Origin of the sequence: Pseudoduganella lutea (assembly GCF_004209755.1) — a bacterium.
Taxonomy (GTDB): Bacteria; Pseudomonadota; Gammaproteobacteria; order Burkholderiales; family Burkholderiaceae_D; genus Rugamonas; species Rugamonas lutea.
Window position 1 is genome coordinate 7,418,065 of the sequence record NZ_CP035913.1, and the last position, 16,872, is coordinate 7,434,936.

Annotated in this window: 13 protein-coding genes; 3 read left to right on the forward strand and 10 right to left on the reverse strand. The window is 70.8% G+C overall.

Annotated elements, in window-relative coordinates:
• Position 1: 1 nt before the first annotated feature.
• The gene (locus tag EWM63_RS31230) at positions 2-1,567 is read left to right on the forward strand and encodes an FHA domain-containing protein (RefSeq protein ID WP_130190002.1); all 1,566 of its coding nucleotides are present in this window, start codon (positions 2-4) and stop codon (positions 1,565-1,567) included.
• 242 nt (positions 1,568-1,809) lie between these two features.
• Here EWM63_RS31230 and EWM63_RS32760 read toward each other — a convergent pair whose 3' ends face one another.
• The 10 genes from EWM63_RS32760 to EWM63_RS31280 all read right to left on the reverse strand — a co-directional run bounded on the left by EWM63_RS32760 (position 1,810) and on the right by EWM63_RS31280 (position 15,387).
• Positions 1,810-2,124, reverse strand: coding sequence for a YdhR family protein (locus tag EWM63_RS32760; protein WP_130190003.1), 315 nt, complete (start codon positions 2,122-2,124; stop codon positions 1,810-1,812).
• A 40-nt stretch (positions 2,125-2,164) separates the two neighbouring features.
• Positions 2,165-3,058 carry a pirin family protein gene (locus EWM63_RS31240; RefSeq protein WP_130190004.1) on the reverse strand — a complete coding sequence of 298 codons (894 nt, stop codon included), beginning with the start codon at positions 3,056-3,058 and terminating at the stop codon, positions 2,165-2,167.
• A gap of 3 nt (positions 3,059-3,061) precedes the next feature.
• Complete coding sequence (locus tag EWM63_RS31245; protein ID WP_130190005.1) at positions 3,062-3,460, reverse strand: OsmC family protein; 399 nt, start codon at positions 3,458-3,460, stop codon at positions 3,062-3,064.
• Positions 3,461-3,548: 88 nt separating this feature from the next.
• Entirely contained in the window at positions 3,549-5,954 is a 2,406-nt protein-coding gene (locus EWM63_RS31250; RefSeq protein ID WP_130190006.1) for an SUMF1/EgtB/PvdO family nonheme iron enzyme, read from the reverse strand.
• 18 nt (positions 5,955-5,972) lie between these two features.
• Positions 5,973-8,258 carry an SPFH domain-containing protein gene (locus EWM63_RS31255; protein ID WP_130190007.1) on the reverse strand — a complete coding sequence of 762 codons (2,286 nt, stop codon included), beginning with the start codon at positions 8,256-8,258 and terminating at the stop codon, positions 5,973-5,975.
• Positions 8,259-8,343: 85 nt separating this feature from the next.
• Positions 8,344-9,381 carry a hypothetical protein gene (locus EWM63_RS31260; RefSeq protein WP_229487617.1) on the reverse strand — a complete coding sequence of 346 codons (1,038 nt, stop codon included), beginning with the start codon at positions 9,379-9,381 and terminating at the stop codon, positions 8,344-8,346.
• Positions 9,378-10,400 (reverse strand): hypothetical protein, encoded by a 1,023-nt coding sequence (locus EWM63_RS31265; protein ID WP_130190008.1) that lies wholly within the window; start codon positions 10,398-10,400, stop codon positions 9,378-9,380. The genes EWM63_RS31260 and EWM63_RS31265 overlap by 4 nt, the downstream gene beginning before the upstream one ends.
• Positions 10,401-10,408: 8 nt before the next feature.
• Positions 10,409-10,942: a hypothetical protein gene (locus EWM63_RS31270; protein ID WP_130190009.1), complete on the reverse strand. Its 534-nt coding sequence runs from the start codon at positions 10,940-10,942 to the stop codon at positions 10,409-10,411.
• Positions 10,929-12,182: a hypothetical protein gene (locus tag EWM63_RS31275; protein WP_130190010.1), complete on the reverse strand. Its 1,254-nt coding sequence runs from the start codon at positions 12,180-12,182 to the stop codon at positions 10,929-10,931. Before EWM63_RS31275 ends, EWM63_RS31270 begins: the two co-directional genes overlap by 14 nt.
• A gap of 100 nt (positions 12,183-12,282) precedes the next feature.
• Positions 12,283-15,387: a penicillin-binding transpeptidase domain-containing protein gene (locus tag EWM63_RS31280; protein WP_130190011.1), complete on the reverse strand. Its 3,105-nt coding sequence runs from the start codon at positions 15,385-15,387 to the stop codon at positions 12,283-12,285.
• 223 nt (positions 15,388-15,610) lie between these two features.
• Here EWM63_RS31280 and EWM63_RS31285 point away from each other — a divergent pair, with 223 nt between their 5' ends.
• Both EWM63_RS31285 and EWM63_RS31290 read left to right on the forward strand, forming a co-directional pair.
• Positions 15,611-16,240, forward strand: a complete 630-nt coding sequence (locus tag EWM63_RS31285) for a YXWGXW repeat-containing protein (RefSeq protein WP_130190012.1) — start codon at positions 15,611-15,613, stop codon at positions 16,238-16,240.
• An 86-nt stretch (positions 16,241-16,326) separates the two neighbouring features.
• The gene (locus EWM63_RS31290; RefSeq protein ID WP_130190013.1) at positions 16,327-16,809 is read left to right on the forward strand and encodes a ribonuclease HI family protein; all 483 of its coding nucleotides are present in this window, start codon (positions 16,327-16,329) and stop codon (positions 16,807-16,809) included.
• Positions 16,810-16,872: the final 63 nt, after the last annotated feature.

Here is a 16,872-nt window from a genome sequence, read left to right on the forward strand (position 1 = left end):
CATGAATACTTGCCGCAACACCGATCACCCGCACTGCACCTTCTGGGTCGCGCCGGGTCAGCACGCCTGCGAAGCTGGCCACGACCAGCCCGCGGAGGCATCGGAACCGGCTGGCGCTGCGCCAGGCGCGCCATCGGAAGCAGCGTCGAGCTACGAGCTGCTGGCCGCCATGCGCAATGCGCGCGGCCCACAGGCCGATGTCCGGAGCGCGCCCGTGGCACCTTCGCATTCGACCGGCAACTACGCTTCGCCGATCCGCGTGCGGCCGCAGTTGCACATCAGCGGCTTCGATCCGCGCGCGGCCGGCGGCCGCCAGACGCTCAAGATGGAACTGCGCGGCATGCCGGGCGACTGCGCGCCGCAGCTGGCGATCCGGCTGTCGTCGGAACTGATCCGCAACGGCGTGTCGGACCAGCGCTTCGTGCGCGCCGTCGATGGCGACTGGCGCCCCGTATTCGCCGAATTCTCGTCGCGCGACCGCGAACATGGCCAGTACCAGATCCATGCCGAGGTGCTCAGCCAGCATCCGGGCCAGGCCGGCCGCAAGTGGGAATGCACATTTGTCATCCTGGTGCCGCGGCTCGATGCCACGCTCACCGAGATCCACCGCATCTTCCTGTCCACGCACAAGAACGTGCGCGTGATGGCGGATGACGCGTCGATCGCCCGTGTCTCGGGCATGGGCGCCGACAGCATGGATATCGACGTCACGGCGCGCAATGCCGGCATCGCCCACGTGGACCTGGGCGCAGCGGATGGCAAGGGCGGCAAGGTCGACCTGGGCTTTTCCACCATCGCGTGGGATGAGGACCTGATCGAGATCGACATGCCGCATGCCGGCCCGTCGCACCCGCATCCGAGCCACGCCGCCACGTTCGTCAACGCGGCACCGGAAGCCGGCGCCCAGCGCCACGTGCGCCTGTTCGCGCTGGAGGAATGCGTGTTCGGCCGCATGGAGATCGTCGACCCGGAAGCGAACGTGCTGCTCAACCACTATGGCGCCGATGGCATCGACAGCGCCGGGCTGACGCGTCGCCTGTCCGGCCGGCACGCGGTGATCCGCCGCGGCACGCAGGGCTTTGAAATCGAGGACGTGTCCCGCTATGGCCTGCTGCTGGACGGCGTCTGGCCCGGCAAGCACAAGCCGGTGCCGCTGCGCCTGGGCATGAAGATCGAGCTTTCCGCCAGCATCAAGGGCATCGTCATCCTCGAGGTGACGGCGCTGATGCCGCATGGCGTGGTCCTGCACCGCATCGACGAGGGCGCGCACGCCGAATGCTTCGTCGTGCTGGCGCCGGACACGCATCCCGGCTATCCGCTGCGTCGCATGCAGGCGGCGCCGGTGGCCGCCACGCTGCCACCGCTGTTCCACCACGACGGCGGCTTCTGGCACCTGGACGCGGTGACCGGCAAGGAAACCGCGCTGGGGCCGCAGGCGCAACTGGACAAGCTGAGCCGCGTGCCAGGGCACACCCGGTTTGCCGCGGACCCGTATCCGGAGACTTACATCATCCGCACCGGCGCCATGGGCGCCGCGACAGTGGCCGGGGAAATGCATACCGCCTGACGGTAGGGCTGCCAATTGGAGTAGAAGCTCAACTTTTGCGATGATGTTCGGACGCTTGGTGTCGGACATTTTTTCCGGGCGCTTTATCCGGAAAATGTGTCGGACACCGGTTTTAGCTTAGGAAATCGGCAACATCATGCGAAAACCGGTGTCCGACACCGAAAAGGCGGTGTCCGACACCAGACCGCCGCCGCTGCTGACGCATCACCTACTACAAACCAAGCGGCGTCAGGGCCTTTGGTTTAGTCTGGCGCAAAAACCTGCTGCGCCAGGTTGTCGACGGTGACCGGGCTGTCGAAGAACGTCACGGTGGGATCGGTACCGTATTTGTCGGCGACGAAGGCCCGCCACGCTTCCGTGTACAACGCTTCGGCTTCGGCCCGCGAATTCCACAGGTAGACGCCACCGGCGGTTCCCCCATCCTCGGACAATACGTAATGCTTCTTTAACAGCCCGGGCACACCCTGGTACGTGGGCGCCGTGCCGAGGAAGATGCGCCGGGCTTCCTCCGGGGTGATCGGCTGCGGCAACCTGAACGCGGTGATGGCGATGATCATGTCGGCCTCCTTGCCGGTGAGCTTTTGGAGCTCGATGAACTTACAGATAGGTGCCCTGCGGCTTCGGCCGGTTCGGCAGCGGGATCCGTTCCGTTTCGCCCGGCACCTTGTCGAAACGGTCCGCCTCCCAGTCGTCCGCCGCCTGCGCCAGGCGTTCCTTCGAGGACGACACGAAGTTCCAGAACATGGAGCGGTGTCCGTCCAGTGGCGCGCCGCCGATGACGACGAAGCGCGCGCCGGCCGCCGACGTGACACGCGGTGCGCCCGACGCGTCCAGCAGCGCCATCGCATTCGCGGCGACGGCGATGCCATCGACTTCCACGCTGCCGGTGACCGGGTAGATCGCCGCTTCGGCGGGCAGCGCATGCAGCGTGAGTTCCCGGCCGGGCTCCAGCGCCACGTCGAGGTACAGCGTTTCCATGTACGTCGGCACCGGCGACGTTTGCCCGAACGCCGAACCGATCAGCACGCGCACCGTGGCGCCGTCGACGGACAGTTCGGGAATAGCGGATGCCGGCGTGTGCGAGAAATTCGGTTCGTCTTCCTCGTTCGCGCGCGGCAGCGCGGCCCACAATTGCAGGCCATGCATGCGGTGCGGGTGGCCCTTCAGGTCGACCGGCGCGCGCTCGGAGTGGACGATGCCGCGGCCGGCCGTCATCCAGTTGATGGCGCCCGGTTCGATGCGCTGGTACGTGCCGATGCTGTCGCGGTGATCCATCGCGCCCTCGAACAGGTACGTGACCGTGGCCAGCCCGATGTGCGGGTGCGGGCGCACGTCGTGGTTGGCATCGAGCGGCACGTCGAGCGGGCCGAAATGGTCGAAGAAGATGAACGGGCCGACGGCCTGCTTGATGACCGATGGCAGGTAGCGGCGCACGATGAAGCCGCCGCCCAGGTCCTTGTCGTGGCCCTTGATCAGGTGCGCGATGTTCATGTCTTACCCCAGCGTGGTGGTTACTTCGGTCGTCACGGCCGTCATCAGCTTGTGCACGGGGCACTTCTCGGCCACGGAAAGCAGCTCGGCCCGCTGCGCCTCGGACAGGTCGCCGGCCAGGTGCAGCGTGACGGCCAGGCGGTAGGTACCCTTCCGTTCTTCGCTGTCGTCGCGCACGGTCGAGACCTGGATGTCGTCGACGGGGATGTTCTTGCGCTTCGCATACCACAGCACCGTCAGCGCCTTGCACGAGGACAGCGCCGCGTCGTACAGGTCGTGCGGCGATGGGCCGGCATCCGCGCCGCCCTCTTCCTGCGACACGTCGGCCGGAATCAGGTGGTTACGCACGTGGACGATGTGGCGCATCGGTTGGGTGGCATCGCGGCGGACGGTAATGGTCATGCTGTTCCTTGCGGGAGGTTGAACTTCGTGCAATGTACACCTTTTCAGGGCCGCCTGCCCATCACCGAAAAGATGGACCCGCCAGGCACTACCCGAGCTTGCGCGCCACCCTGAAGCCCACCACATCGTTGGCCAGCAATGCCGAAAACCCGTTGCGCACGGCCGAGCGCACGTAGCGCGGCGGATACAGCCAGGCGCCGCCGCGCACCATGCGGCGGTCCGGGTCGCTGGCCACGTCGGCCGACTCCAGCCATTCGCTGCCGTCGAGCGGCGCGCCTTCGTAGTCGTCGTGCGCCACGTCCTGCGTCCATTCCCAGACATTGCCGTGCATGTCGTACAGGCCCCACCCGTTCGGCGGGAAGCTGCCCACCTTGCTGGTACCCCCGCGCAGTTCGCCGCGCACGCCGTCACCGAAGGTGAAGTGGCCGTCGTAGTTGGCCTGTTCGGTGCTGATCGTGTCGCCGAACGAAAACGCGGTGCGCGTGCCGGCGCGGCACGCGTATTCCCACTCGGCCTCGCTGGGCAGCCGGTACAGGGCGCCCGTCATCATCGACAGCCAGCGCACGTATTGCTGTGCGTCGTGCCAGCTGACGTTGACGACCGGGTGCCAGTCGTCCTGCTCGAAGCCGGGCGATGCCCAGTCGGCGCCGAGCGGCGATTCCCACGCCGTGGCGCGCACGAAGCGGCGCCACTCGCCCACCGTCACCGGATAGCGGCCCAGCGCGAACGAGCGCTCGATCGCTACCCAGTGCGTCGGCAACTCGCGCGCGAGCCATGACGGTTGCGAGCCGGCCTTGCGCGCCAGCACGTGCTCGTGTTCGGTGCCGCCCATCTGGAAGCGGCCCGTCGGGATCAGCACCAGGTCCGGGCCCACGGCGCTGCCGTCCCGGAACCGGTCGCGCAGCACGCCGCTGGGGTCCGCCACCGGGCTGGCCGCCGTCGGCATCAGCGCCGCCAGTTCGGCCGCGTTGCGGGCCGCCTGGTCGCGGCGGGCCCGTTCCTGTTCCGCCTTGTAGGCCGCCTGCGCCTTCAGGAGCGTGGCCTTGCGCTGTCGTTCTTCCTCGATGGCGCGGGCCTTGGCGGCATCGGCTTCGCGGCGCGCCAGCAATTGCTGGCGCAACTGTTCCTTGCGCGCCTGCGCCGCCGCTTCCGCTTCCAGCCGGCGCTGCCGTTCCAGTTCGCGGCGCGCTTCATCCTCGCGCAGTTTCCTCACCGCCGCGGCCTGTGCCTCGGCGCGGCGCCGTGCCGCCAGCGCCTGCTCCTGCTGCACCTCCTGCTGCATCGCCAGGCGCCGCTGTTCCTGGGCCTCGGCGGCACGGGCCTGCTCCATCGCGCGCTGCTCGGCGTGCAGGCGTTCCTGCGCTTCCTTCAGCTGGGCGCGCTGGCGTTCGTGCTCGCGCCGCTCGGCGGCCAGCTGGGCCGCGGCAGCCTGCGCTGCCAGCTCTTCCGGCGACGGGCCGGCGGCGCGGCGCAGCGCGTCGAGCAGCGCCGTCACGCTGTCGCAGCGCTCCTCGTGGTCGAACGCGAAACCGCGCTGCAGCACCTGCCATTGCGCGTCATTCAGTCCCGGGGGCTGGGCGACCGCCACCTGCGCGGAGCGGCCGTCATCGAACGGCAGCGCGCCGGACAGCATCTGGTAGATCATCACCGCCACCGCGTAGACGTCCAGCTTTGGCGTTGGCGCGGCCTGCGAGGTGCCGATTTCCGGTGCCCGGTAGCCCGCCGTGCCGGCATTCGGCACGGCGGGCAGGCCGGCGCCGCCATCGCGCGAACGGGCGGCGATGCCGAAGTCGAGCAGCTTGATGTCGCCCTGCGTGGTGAGGAACACATTGCCGGGCTTGAGGTCGCGGTGCACGAGGCGGTGCCGCTCCCACGCGTATTGCAGGGCGCTGGCGACGGGGCGCAGGAGGCGCTCCACCTCGCCGAATGGCACGGGGCCGTGCTCGGCGAGCCACGCGTCGAGGTCCTGCCCGTCCAGGCATTCCATGATGATGAAGTAACTGGCCGTGGCCGGGTCCTGTGCCCATTCGTAGACGCGCACGATGTTGTCATGCGCCAGCCGGCGCGCCTGCGTGGCTTCTTCCACCAGCAGGCGGGCGTGGGCCGGGCTTTGCGTCAGTTGCGGCGGCAGGATCTTGACGGCCACCTGTTCGCTGTGGCCCAGTTCCGCATGCGTGGCCAGGTCGGTGGCCTGCCACACCTGGCCCATGCCGCCCATGCCGATCAGCCGCTCGATCCGGTAACGGCGGTGCTGCGGGCCGATTTCCTGGCCAGCCATGAGGCCCAGCTCGGTGCCCGGGCGTGCCTGCCCCGGCGATGCCGGCGCCTGCATTGCGGACGCCTGCAATGCAGATGCTTGCGGCGGCGCGGTGGCGCCGGGCGTGTACTCGGCGTCGAGGATCGCGTTCTTGCGCCGCTCGAATTCTTCCGCGGAGAGCAGTCCGTCGTCATGGAGGGCGCGCAGTTCGCGGATTTTTTCCCTTGCCGTCTGCATCGATATGCTGCCGTTCCTTCAGCGCCGCAGCGGCACGCCGCATTCCGCACAGAATTTCACACCCGGCTGATTCGCCGGTACCGGATGGCCGTTCACGCAGGCCGAGGGCCCTGCCGGCTGCGCCGGCGCATGGTGGTGATGCACCGGCGCACCCGCCTGCGCGACACCGACGCCCAGCTGCATCTGCGATGCCAGCGCATTGGCGTGGCTGGCGTTCTGCAGCTTCAGCAGCTCGAGCTGGTGCTGGCGGTCCTTGTCCTGCTGCGCATCGGTGCGGGCCCGTTCTTCCGCCACGCCCTGCTGCGCCATCCGCATCGCTTCGAGCGGGCTCACGCTGTTCTCGGCGCCCACCACCAGCGCCAGCGCCTGCAGCTGGTCGGCGCCCATGCCGGCCTGCGTCTGCACTTTCAGCAGTTGCGCCAGCGCCTGCGCATTGGCGGTGGGCGCCAGCGCCACCTTGCCCGTGTCGGACAGGTTGCCGATCGTGCCGATGCGCTCGATCTCGATACGCGCCAGCTCGGCGGCATGGGCCTGCTGTGCCACCAGGGTCTCGTAGGCCGTGCGGGCACGGGCATAGCGCTCCTCGCGCTCCAGTTCCATGCGGCGCAGTTCCTGCTGCCATTGCGCCTCGTGCTCGCGCAGCTTCAACGCCAGCCGGCTTTCCTCGGCCTCGTGCGCGATCGCGTGCGCCTGGCGCTGGGCGATGCCGTCGGCCTCGATCGTGCGCAGCAGCTTCTCGTGCTGGGCGATCGCCTCGAGGCTGGCGCCGCCGCGGCGCAACTCCTCGAGCCGCGCGGCGATGCCGGCCACTTCGACCTGCGACGACGCATCCTTCACGGCCTCGCCGCGCGCCAGCTCGCGCCCTTTCGCCATGTGCAGTTCTTCTTCCCATTCGCGCATGCGCTCGGCCTCGCGCCGGCGCGCCAGGTTGGCCAGCGCCACGGCCTGCGTGCGGCCCTCATGGTGCGCCGCCTCGATCTCGGCCTCGCGGCGCTGCGCCTCGAGGTGGGCACGCTGCAGGCGCTGCGTTTCGGCGCGGCGCCGGCCCTCGTCCTCGATGGCAAGCGCCGCGTCCATCTGGTTGCGGATCTGCTGCACGTGCAGCTGGTGCGTAAAGCGCTGCTTCGCCAGCGCGCGCTGTTCCACCGCTTCCTGCTGCGCCACTTCCAGCTCGGTACGCATGCGGATCTGGGCCAGCCGCCGCACATGTTCCCAGTCGGCCGCCTCGCCGGAGCGCGCCCCGGCCGACCTGGCCAGCTCATGTTCCAGCTCCGCGGCGGCCGCGCCGGCGCCCCGCTCGAGCGCCGCCTCGCGCGTACGCGACTCGACGATGCGGGCGTACAGGTCGATCTCGCGGGCACGGATCGCCTGCAGCCGTTCCGCTTCGCGCAGCGCCAGCTCGGCATTGTCCACGGACGCCTCCTGCCGCAGCTCGGCGCGCCGGTAGTTGTTGCGCGCCTGCTGTTCCGCGCGGGCCAGTTCGCGCCACGCTTCCTCGTCATACAGCTCGTCGAGGTGCTTTGCGTGCTCGAGCTGCACGTGGCGCTCGTCCGCCACCAGCCACAGGCTGCCCACGCGCGCGCGGTTGGCATCGTATTTGTCGTGGCGCAGCTGCAGCGTTTCCACCTGCACGGCGGCCAGCCCGAACTCGGCCAGGCGCAGCTTCAGCGCCGACTGCAGCCGCTCATCGAGCTGCGCGCGCAGGTCGGGATTGGCGCTCATTTCGCGGATCGACCGGGCGCCGACGAATTCGGCGGCGATCTGCCACACGGATTGCTGCAGCAGTTCCTGCAGGTGGCGCGTGGTGACGGTGCCGGGCGCCGTCATGAAATGCTGGGCGAACGCGGCCACGTGCTCGACCTTGATGCCGATGGTGAAGCTGGCGTTCACGGCCAGGTGCTCGGCGGTATGCAGGTCGGCCAGGTTGAACGTGACCGGCAGCGGCATGGTGCGGGTCACGAGTATCTCCGCATGCTGGTCGCGCAGCAGGTTGTTCAGGCGCTGGAAAAACCCTTCCAGTTCGTATTCGCCCTGCGGTACCTCGGTGGCCGTGCTGCCTTGCAGGATGTAAGCGCGCGTGGTGGGCGGCACGCGCAGCGTTTTCGTGAAGATGCCCGACAGTTCGCGCACGCCGAAGTACACCGCCAGCTCGTCGGCGGCGGGAACCCAGCGATTGTCGAGCATGACCGGCTCGCTGCGCGGCGCGCCCAGCGACAGGCCGCATTGCGCGCAATAGCCTGCCGCACCGTTGCGTTGTCCGCAGCGCGGGCACTTCGTGCCACCGATACCGAACATCTTGAACATGTCTCCTCCGATTTTCACCATGAGCTCCAGCCGATTTTAACAGGGGCCGGGGCCTGGCCCGACGCACAGCGCCCATGTTCGGGTTTCATGGCAGGCCGATATGCTCGACGCACGCGCATGAAGCCCCCCTGGCCCGCAGCGCCTCGCGCCAGCCCGGCGGCAAGGCGTCGCGCCATGCGTGCGGCAGCAGCACCCGGTCGCCGGCATGGGCCTCGGCCAGGATCAGCGCCAGCTTGGCATCGCGCCCCGCCACGGCCTCGACCTGGCCGGCGTGCCATGCCGCCGAGCAGCCGGTGGCGATCAGCCGGCCGCGCGGCACGAAGTCTCGGCCCCGGGCCAGGCGGTCGGCCATCACCAGCGCCAGCTGGTAGGAGTCGCCGGTGAAGCGCGGCTCCCCGAAGCGCACGGCGGTGCGCCAGCGGCCCAGGGCGCGGCCATCGAAATGCCGGGCGCCGGCCAGCGCGCCCCGCACGGCCAGTTGCATGGCCGCGTCCACGCCCGGCACCGCGATCGTGTCTTCCTCGTCGACCGGCCCTTGCGCTTCACTCTCCGTGCCGTCCAGTGGACTGACCGCGACCTCCACCCATGCCAGCGTATCGTTGATGCCGCCGCTGTGCAGCGGGAACCAGCAGCGCACCGACGATACGGCCGCGCCGGGGTCGGCGTGCCCGGTCAGCGCGCCGAGATGCGGCAGGCCGGAACCGCCGAGCAACGGCGCCATTCCGGCGGGCAACGCAGCCGGCGCATCGTGCCCGTCGACGCGGCCCAGGTGCCAGGCATCCGACCAGCCCAGCGCGCAAGGTGGCGCCGTGGACGCCGGCGGTTGCCATGCGCCGCGCGCCATCCGGTCCGCGAGGACGGCGGCCAGTTCCCAATTCCGTTCGCCCTCTCCCGGGATGCCGTCGATGCCCAGCACCACCTGCACCCGGCTGTCGAGCCGCACTTCGGTCAGGCGCGCCAGCCGCACGGCTTGCGCCATGCGCTCGCCCAGCGCCGGTGCGCCGGGCACCGCGCACTTGACGTCGGCCCGGTTGGCGCGCGGGCGCACGGTGGCGGTCACGGCCAGCACGCGGCCGTCGCGAAGCACCGTCTGGCACGTCGCCATGTCGTTCTTGCCGTTCACAGCGCCGGCTCCCGGCGCTCTTCGGCGGCATGGCCGCGGCGTGCCGCCAGGTGGCAGGCCAGGTTCGCCAGGATGCGGTCCAGGTCATCGCCGCCGGTGCCCGTCTGCACCTGCATTTGTGCCAGCGCCGCCCACAGCTCGTCCAGCGCCTGCACGGCGGCCGCGCTGGCCTGCGCAAGGCGGCGCTGCTCGTCCGCTGCGCGCGCCTGGCCGGGGGCCAGCCACGCCAGCGCGGGCATCGTGTTCACGTCCAGCGCCGCCAGCGCGAGTTGGCGCAGGTGCGCCTGCCGGGCCGCGAAGGCTGGTGCCGGCAGCAGCCGCAAGGCGCGCGACGCGTCGGGCAATTCGAGGAACAGGCGGCGCAGCGCGGCGGCATCGTCCAGCTTTGCCGCCGGCGCCGGGGCTGCCAGCCAGGGTGCCGGCGATACCGGTTCCGGCAAAGGCGGTGCCGGCATGGGCGCGGCGCGGCGGCGCAGCACGGCCGCGAAATCCACGTCGTCCAGCTCGACGGGCACGCAATCGTCCACCGTCACGCCAAACCGCATGTACAGCAACTCGTCCAGCCCGCCGCGGAACGCGTTCCACTCATCGAGCGACGCGCAGGGAGGCAGTTCCAGCGTGCCCTGGTCCAGCGCCGCGCGCAGCGCCGTTTCGATGCGCCCGGCAAGATCGGCCAGCCCCAGGCTGGCGCCCTGCCCGGCCACTTCGCTGAACAGGAACAGGTCGAAGCGCTGCCGGACCAGGCGCGGATCGGGCAGGTCGACGACGAACGCCAGCCGCAGGCCGATCTCCGGCGCGGCGGCGAACGGCACCAGCCCGACCGCGTGCGGGCCGGGCTGGAACCACCATGCCGTTTCGCCCTTGCCGGCGGCGGCCAACTTGCCGCCCTGCGCGGCCGGGCGGCGCGCCTGCCCATCCGCGCCGAACACGATGACGCTGGCGCCAGGCGGCACAGGCGCGCCATCGCAGCGCGCCGCGATGGGGGTGTGCTCCTCCCGCAGCGGAGGCTCGCGTTTCATCGCCACGTTCATTCGACGGCCGTCACGGCGAACGTGGCGCCGTGTTGCTGGAAGTGGCCCGCCGGCGCCGCCGCGAACGGCCACCGGCGTTCACACTCGCCATCGGCGTCGAGCCGGCCCTGCAGCACGATGGCGCCGGCGCCATCCGTCACGCGCAGCAACGCGCGTTCGCGCAGCAGCGTGGCGGCGTGCGGCGCCGCCGCGTCCAGCGCCAGCACGACCTGCCAGCCATCGCCGGCGTCTATGAAATGCAGCGTCCACATGCGGTCGTCCGTCGACAGCGCCGATAGTGCGTCGCTGTCGGCCGCGCGCAGCATGCCGGTCGACGATTGCCATGCGCCGCGGCGGTGCGCCAGCGCCAGGTGGCGGAAACGCCGCAGCGTGACGGGCGAGCCGTTCAGCGCCTGCAGTTCGCCCGGGCTCAGGGGCCGGCTGCCGTCCAGCGCCGCCAGCAGCGTGGCATCGGCCAGCATCAGCCGGTCGCCCGGCACGGCACGCGCCAGCAACAGCCGTTCGCGCAACCTGGCTTCAAGGTTCATCATCTTCTCCAATGGGGCGTGCGCCACCGTTTTTGCCATCGCTTTTGCCATCATTAGTGCCGAACAACAGGTCGAGGGCCGCGTTGCGCCGCTTGCGCAGCGTGGGCACGGACATGCCGCCCCGCTGCGCGAGCCGCTGCAACGTGGGCAGTTCGCCCGTCTCCCCGTCGAGCCAGTCGTCGGGATAGCTGTCGTCCGCGGGGCCCAGCAGTTTCAGGCAGACGGCCAGCCGCACCGGCAGCGCGAGGCTGTCGAGCGTTGCCATGGCCGCCGCACGGCCCGGCAAGGCATCATAGCCGGGGGCGCCGGAAACTTCCTCGTTATCGGCCTCGTCTTCCCCGGGCGGCGGCAGGATGCGATCGTCCGCGCCACTTTCATGTACTTCGTTCGCGACCCGGTCCAGGTCTTCCAGCCACGCCGCGGCATCCTCGCTGTCGTGCCGCCAGCCGTCGCCATCGCGGTTGCCGGACAATTCCTCGTAACCGCCGATTTCGGCCAGCATCGCGGCGATCTTTTCCGGACTGTTGCGCAGGCTCGCGAAGCGCTTCGATTTCGTGTGCAGCGGCCCCGGCGCACCGCCGAAGCGTTCCAGCGTGGCGCTCCAGTTGATCACCCACGCGGCCTTGCACTGCCCGATCGATCGCAGCTGGCGCACTTCGATCGGCAGGCCTTCCGGCTCCCGGCCCAGGATCGCCGCCACCTGCTGCGCGGTGGCGGGCCAGCCGGCGAAGACCTGCGCAATCGCCGCATAAGCCATGTCGAGCATGCGGTACGTGTAGATGCGGTTCGGCGTGCACGGCTGGCCGGTGGCGGCCACGTAGTTGTCCGCGTCGACCTTGTCGCGCAGCGTGGCGTACATGTCGTTGACCTTCTTGCGCAGCAGCGCGTCGCCAGCCGCATGCTGCCAGAACGGACCGGCTTTCGCATGCTCGGCGGCCACCGCGGCCGCGAACGCGGCAAAATACGCGGGCTGGGCCTGCAGTTCGCACAATAGCGCGAACGCCAGGTCGCCCACGCTGTCGCCATAGCTGTTGCCGGCGGCAATGCCGCGCAGCGACCCGCCGGCGCCGCGCAGCGCATGCGCCACCACGTCCGTGTACCAGTCCAGCATTCCCGCATGGCGGGCCGGCTCGAGCAGGTGCGCCAGCTCGCACTGCCGGAATGCCACGAGCGACGCATGGCCGAGCAGCTTCCTCACCTGTTCCCAACCCGGTTCCTGGTAGCGCGTTCCTGGCAGCCTCATGGCGTTGACATGGCAAATCGATCGTTCGCCATCATGACATGGCTGAGCGGCGCGCATTCACGCGTGGATGCCCCGGTTTACCCCTTTGTTTGCGCCTTTCTTACCGTTTCCCTCCGTCCCGGCCGGCCAGTGCGCCCAGCAGCGCGGCCACGGCCGGCGCCGCGTGATCGCCGCCCGTGCCGCCCGAATGGCTGGCGTAGGCGGCAAAGGCAAGCCGGTGGCGCTGGCCCGGCAGGCTACCCGGTTCCAGCCAGCCCGTGAACCAGACCGTGGCCGTGTCGTCCCCCGTGGGGGCGGTGCCCGTCTTGCCATACAGGCCGCCGCGCACGGACCGTGGCAAGCCGTGGAACGCGCCGGCCGCCGTACCGGCATCGATCACGCCCTTCATGCCGGCGCGGAGCCGGTCGAGCCGCACGTCGAGCTTTTCGGCGGAGGGCGGCGCGGCGGCATGCCCGTCCAGTTCCAGCAGCAGCCGCGGCGCGACCGTGGCGCCCTGCCCGATCGCGGCCGCCGCCAGCGCCATCTGCAGCGGCGTCGCCTGCATCCGCAAGCCGATGCTCATCTGGCGCAACTCGTGGCGCGTGTGGATCGGGTCGATGCGCGCCGGCGTGGCCTGCAGGACATCGTAGTCGTTCCAGCGGAAATCCGGCGGCAGCAGCCCGCCATCGAGCCGCAGCGGGCGTTCGAAGCCGAGCCGGCGCGCCGCGGCCAGGATTGGCCGGGCGCCATCGAGCGCCCCCGCTTCGAGCGGCTGGACGGCCGGCGCGCCGCCTTCGGCGCGGCCGAAGAGCGTGCGGTCGGACAGTTCGCCCGTCCAGGCGAACCACGTGTTCAGGCTATGGGCCAGCGCCTGGGCCAGGCCGAGCCGCCCGCCCTGTGCGCGGCGGTCGATGCCCTGTTCGCGGTAGTTCGTCACCGTGGCGCCCTGCCCGGCGGCCGGATACGTGGCGGCGCCCGTGGCGAAATCGAAGCCGCGCCCGCGCGCCAGCGCGTTGATGGCCGGCAGCGGCAGGCCGGCCAGCAAGGCATCGAGCTGGCGGTCATCGCGGGCAGCCAGTTCCAGGCCCAGCGCGCTGACGACCTTGAACGTGGAACCGGGGCTGTGGTGGGCGCCGCCGTCGTGCTGCCATGCGGGCAGGCGCAGCGGGCTGCCGGCCGGATTGGCACGGTCCAGCGCGCGCGCCTCCAGCCAGTTGCCGGCGTCCACGCGGGGCTGGCCTGCGCCGGCGGCGGCCAGGATGTCGCCGTTTTCCGCATCGAGCACGACGAAGCCGGCCCGCCGCCGCGGCGGTACCGGCATGCCGCCTTCGCAGCGGCCATCCCGCCACGCGCCCCGGCGCTGGGCCACGCAGTCGAGCACCCGCTGCGCCAGTGCCTGCAGCGGCAGGTCGAGCGACAGGCGCGCGCGGGCGCCGCCCTGGCCCGCCCGCGCCAGCATGCCGGCGATGCCTGTTTCATGGTCCGCCGCAAGCCCCAGCAGCGGGGCCAGGCCGGCCGTCGTGGCGCCAGCAGTGGCCGAGTCGCCCGCCCACAGCGGCGTGCCGTTGCGGTCGGCGACCAGCATCGGGCCCGCGCTGCCGGGCGCCGCTGCCGCTGCCGCCGGCACCGGATGCGGCGACGTCAGCGGCAGCGGTTGCCAGACAATGCGGTTCGCCACGACGCGCAGGTGCCGGTACTGGCGATCGCCCGGCCGTTCCAGTGCGCGCGCATCGAGGGGCGCCACCGTCAGCACGATGCGCCGCGCCCCCGGATGCGGCTGCAGGCGCAGGTGCCGAACATCGTCCGGCGCCGCGCAGGCGCGCCCGTCGCAGGCGGCGCGCGCTTCGACCGTGGCACCGTCCACCCGGGCCAGGTGCCCCGCCAGCAGCAAGGTCACCGTCCCGCGGCCGGTCGCCGGCTGCGGCAGGTCCAGCGACAGGCGGCCCATGGCGGCACCGTCCGGCATCGATGCGAGCCGTGTCCATGGCTGCCAGCCCTGCGGCAGCGCGGCAAACAGGCGGGCTGCCTGTGGCGGCGCGGCGTCCGTCACCGGACCGTCGGCGTGCCAGCGGTACGCATCGTCGTTGCGCGTGCGCCAGGCCAGCAGGATGCGCTCGCTGTTGTACAGCGCGACCTGCTGGCGCAGGTAACTGCCGTCCGCCTGGCGGTACAGGCGGCGCAGCAGCTTCAATGCCGTGTCGTCGATGGCCACGTGGCGCCACGCGCCGAGGTCGGTCGCGCGCTGCCGCGCGGGCGCCGCGCGCCACGCCGGCAGATCCTGCGGTGCCAGCAGGATGGCGCCATCGTCCCCGAGCCGAAGAAGGCCGCGGGCCTGCAATGCCGTAAACAGCGATTCGTCTTCCAGCACCGGCGCCGGCGTGGCGGGCACCGTATAGCGGCCGGGCGCCAGCCATGCCGTGGCGCTGGCGCCATGCGCGCCGAACGCGGTGACTTGCGCCCTGCCGTGCTGCGCAGCGTCACGCCCGGGAGCGGGCGCATACAGGCGCGCCACCAGTTCGCCGGCGCCGGCACATGCGGCGCCCGGCCGGCGCACCAGCTGCAAGGCGCCGCCGGGCCAGGCCAGCCAGCCCTCGTCGCGCAGCGCCGCCTTGCCGGCCGCACCGTGGACGATGCCTTCGCCGCCATCGCCGAGCCATCGCGCCGGCCCGCCCGTCCATGCCAGTTGCAGCGGCAGGCCCGCATTGCCGGCCAGTTGCACTTTCGGCATCGCCACCGTCGTTGCCGATGCCGGCGCCACCAGCAATACGTTGCGCACCGCCAGGGCCGGGCCGGCGGCGCGCTCCCAGCGCGCCACGTCGGCGAAACGATATCCCAGCCGTACCCGCAGCGGTTGGCCCGCTGGACACAGGTCGATCCGCACCGGGGGCCCCGGCTGCATGCGGCTCGCGACAGCAATTCCGCCGCCCGGCCGCGGCAGCAGGACGACGCCGGGCGTGGCCGCCACGTCGAATGTCGCGCCGGGCACGATGGGTTGCAGCGCCGCCGCCGCGCGCAGCGCATCGGCGCCCGCCGGCGTCGCTGGCGCCATCGCGCCCAGCCGCTGGGCGTTCACACCCAGCACCGCGGCACCCAGCAGCACGAACGCCGCCACCAGGACAGGCGTCCACGGTACCGTGCGGGGGCCGCGCAGGTTCCCGGCACGGCGCCACGCGCGGTGGCGATGCTCGGCAAATTCCCTGAACGATGCGGTTGACGGTTGGGCCATGCCGGCCGCTAGCCGGGGGAGATGGAAAGGCGCGTTCGCGCTGGCGGAAACAGCCTTGCAACATGTTGGAAACATGGCGGAAACATGTCGGCCCGACCCTGCGTCATTTGTAAGAATCTGAAATCGCTTTTTGCCCTGGAGGCCGCGCACGCTATAGTGGTTTCAACGGGGGGCGACGGACGCCCGACACGGATAACAGATCGACACCATGCGGAGAACCACCATGATCAGGAATTCATTCATTGCAGCGGCCGCCATCGCCCTCGGCGCCGCCGCGTTCATGCCTACGCAGGCGATCGCGCAAGTCGGCGTCAACATCGTCATCGGTTCGGCACCGCCCCCCGTGCGCTGGGAAGCGCAACCGGCACCACGCCGCGGTTATGTCTGGGCACCCGGTTACTGGGACTGGAACGGCCATCGCCATGTGTGGGTCGGCGGCCGCTACCTGGCGGAACGCCCGGGCTACGCCTACGCATCGCCACGCTGGGTGGAATACGGCGGCGGCTGGCGCTATGAACAGGCCCGCTGGAACCGCCACGGACCGCGCGGCGATCTCGATCGCGACGGCGTGTCGAACCGCTTCGACCGCGACCGCGATGGCGACGGCCGGCCGAACTGGGCGGACCGCGATCCGAACCATTACAACCGTAACAGGGACCGTGGTTATGACCGCGGCTGGGATCGCGGCCATGACCGCGGCTGGGACCGGGACCGCGGCCAAGCCTACTATGGCCACGGCCCGCGCCGCGACCAGGACCGCGACGGCGTGCCGAACCGCTATGACCGCGACCGCGATGGCGACGGTGTACCGAACCGTTACGACCACCGTCCGGAAAATCCGCATCGCCGCTAGGCGATTGATGACAAAGGCGCCTGCGGCGCCTTTTTTTCGCCCGAGGGGGGCTACGATCGGCGCTACAATCGGCAATTTCGCCGCCGATGACCGCTCCCCCCTTCACTCCCCGCGCCCTCGCCCAGGCCCGCGCCGCCGCCGAAAAGCTGGCGCGCCGGCCGGTACCGCCATCGCCGTCCGCCTGGCGCGGCTGGTTCGATGGCTCGGCCACGCCGAATCCCGGCCGCCTCGGTATCGGCGCACTGCTGCTGGGCCCCGGTGGCGAACGGATCGAGATCAGCCGCCGTGCCGGCGAAGGCAGCAGCGGCGATGCCGAGTACCTGGCGCTGATCGCGCTGCTGGAAACCGCGGTGGAAACGGGGATACGCGAACTGGCCGCCTATGGCGACAGCCAGGTGGTGGTGCAGGATGTGCTGATGGGCGAGGTGCCCGGAGCGAAAGGACTCGAAGCGCACCGCGCGCGGGTGCTGGCCTTGATGGCGCGGCTGGACCGGGTGGCGGTGCGCTGGCTGCCGCGGCACCGCAACGGTGACGCGGACGCATTGTCGCAGCGGGCCATTGCCGCCTAGTGCGAAGACGGGCGGCCCGGCGCCGTGGGCTCATCCGACATGCCGCCGGAAAGCTGGTGGGCC

What these genes read in the sequence shown, in the direction of transcription:
- EWM63_RS31230 (WP_130190002.1), top strand. Translation starts at nt 2, where the DNA reads ATGAATACTTGCCGCAACACCGATCACCCGCACTGCACCTTCTGGGTC.
- EWM63_RS32760 (WP_130190003.1), bottom strand. Translation starts at nt 2,124, where the DNA reads ATGATCATCGCCATCACCGCGTTCAGGTTGCCGCAGCCGATCACCCCG.
- EWM63_RS31240 (WP_130190004.1), bottom strand. Translation starts at nt 3,058, where the DNA reads ATGAACATCGCGCACCTGATCAAGGGCCACGACAAGGACCTGGGCGGC.
- EWM63_RS31245 (WP_130190005.1), bottom strand. Translation starts at nt 3,460, where the DNA reads ATGACCATTACCGTCCGCCGCGATGCCACCCAACCGATGCGCCACATC.
- EWM63_RS31250 (WP_130190006.1), bottom strand. Translation starts at nt 5,954, where the DNA reads ATGCAGACGGCAAGGGAAAAAATCCGCGAACTGCGCGCCCTCCATGAC.
- EWM63_RS31255 (WP_130190007.1), bottom strand. Translation starts at nt 8,258, where the DNA reads ATGTTCAAGATGTTCGGTATCGGTGGCACGAAGTGCCCGCGCTGCGGA.
- EWM63_RS31265 (WP_130190008.1), bottom strand. Translation starts at nt 10,400, where the DNA reads ATGAAACGCGAGCCTCCGCTGCGGGAGGAGCACACCCCCATCGCGGCG.
- EWM63_RS31270 (WP_130190009.1), bottom strand. Translation starts at nt 10,942, where the DNA reads ATGATGAACCTTGAAGCCAGGTTGCGCGAACGGCTGTTGCTGGCGCGT.
- EWM63_RS31275 (WP_130190010.1), bottom strand. Translation starts at nt 12,182, where the DNA reads ATGAGGCTGCCAGGAACGCGCTACCAGGAACCGGGTTGGGAACAGGTG.
- EWM63_RS31280 (WP_130190011.1), bottom strand. Translation starts at nt 15,387, where the DNA reads ATGGCCCAACCGTCAACCGCATCGTTCAGGGAATTTGCCGAGCATCGC.
- EWM63_RS31285 (WP_130190012.1), top strand. Translation starts at nt 15,611, where the DNA reads ATGATCAGGAATTCATTCATTGCAGCGGCCGCCATCGCCCTCGGCGCC.
- EWM63_RS31290 (WP_130190013.1), top strand. Translation starts at nt 16,327, where the DNA reads ATGACCGCTCCCCCCTTCACTCCCCGCGCCCTCGCCCAGGCCCGCGCC.